Source organism: Microvirga sp. GN3, assembly GCF_055792825.1.
Map to the genome: position 1 here is coordinate 1 of NZ_JBVVAK010000369.1, position 1,455 is coordinate 1,455.

Consider the following 1,455-nt stretch of genomic DNA (forward strand, 5'->3'; position numbering starts at 1 on the left):
GTGCCGGACGGGACCGAACGACTGCCTTGCGTCCCGCCGCCTTTGTGCTGGTCCGCTTCTGGCCAGTTCGGGCCACGAGCTCGGGGGCAGCTGGCCTAGCACCATGGCCTGGAAGTGCGTCTCCGGTCCCCGCCATGTCCAAGCCGAACAGGGCCGAGAGATCGTCCGTCTCCAGGACCTTTCCGACATCGAGCGTCTGGCTTGAGATTGATAGCGCCGTGTCAAGATCGGCCACCAGATCCTTCTCGTCCACCGCACGCAGCCGGAACAGAAGCTCAGGACTCTCATCGAGCCGGGCGCCGACGCCATACAGCACCGCGGCAACGTGCTTGCACATCGAGGCTCCGTCCGGGCAGGTGCACGAGAACCGGATGTCCGACGGCTGGGGGAACAGGCCTCTGCCCTGGCAGCAGATCCGCTCCATCACGCCCTTGGAGAACCGGCCCTGCAGCAGCTCGACCAGGGAATCGATGCCGCCGGCACAATCCGTGCAGATCGACCGCCACAGCGTCGGCGCCAACGCCGTGATGGTGACCGTGACCTTGTAGATTGACGATCCACTGACCTTCGCCTTGATCTCCAGCGGTGAGATCTGAAGATCGATGACCGCGCCATGCCGGACATAGCTACGGCCACGCGGCAGGCGGTTGTCGAAATCGCGATAGCTCTCCAGGTTGCCGCACCATGCCTTGCCCCAGAAGGTCCGAGCGATGGTGCGCCCCTCGAGGATGACAGGGGCGACCGGGTGCCCTTTCTTGCGCAGCTTCTCCAGCTCGCGCGCGGCTTGCCTCCGACGCTCCGCAACCGGAACGTAGAGGGGCCATCCATCATCAAACCCTGGAGCCATCCGCCTCACTCCGCCATGACCGACTTCAGATCAAGCGCCACCATCCGCAGCAGATCCTCGTCCCTCATCTCGGTCAGGTTGATCTCGTCTCCACCGACCAGCAGATCGTCCGACAGGCCCTTCTTCGCCTCGATCAGCGCGTCGATCTTCTCCTCGACTGTACCCTGGCAGACGAATTTGTGGACCAGCACGTTGTTCGTCTGGCCGATCCGGAAGGCGCGGTCAGTGGCCTGGTTCTCCACTGCCGGGTTCCACCACCGATCGAAGTGGACGACGTGAGACGCCGCGGTCAGCGTCAGCCCCGAGCCTCCCGCCTTTAAGGACAGGACGAAGAACGGCACGGTCTCGTCGTCCTGGAAGGTTCGGACCAGGGCCCGGCGGTGTTTGACCGCGGTGTCACCATGCAGGACCAACCCGCTTCGGCCGAAGATCCCACCAAGGTACGCCGCCAGGGGCGCTGCCATTTCGCGGAACTGGGTGAAGACCAGCATCTTCTCCTGGCGGGCCGCGACCACCTCGGCGATCTCGCGCAGGCGAGCCCACTTGCCACTGTCCGCCTCGGCCCACTTGCCGTCGTTCAGCCACTGCGAGGGATGATTGCAGATCTG

At 64.5% G+C, this 1,455-nt stretch carries 2 protein-coding genes; both read right to left on the minus strand.

The genetic code is table 11. The features are described 5' to 3' along the window. Window positions 1-847: SWIM zinc finger family protein (locus tag ACS5Q1_RS47880; protein ID WP_473104781.1), on the minus strand; the 847-nt coding region annotated here is incomplete at its 3' end. A 5-nt stretch (window positions 848-852) separates the two neighbouring features. After that, on the minus strand, window positions 853-1,455 hold a 603-nt coding region (locus tag ACS5Q1_RS47885; protein WP_473104782.1), incomplete at its 5' end, for a DEAD/DEAH box helicase.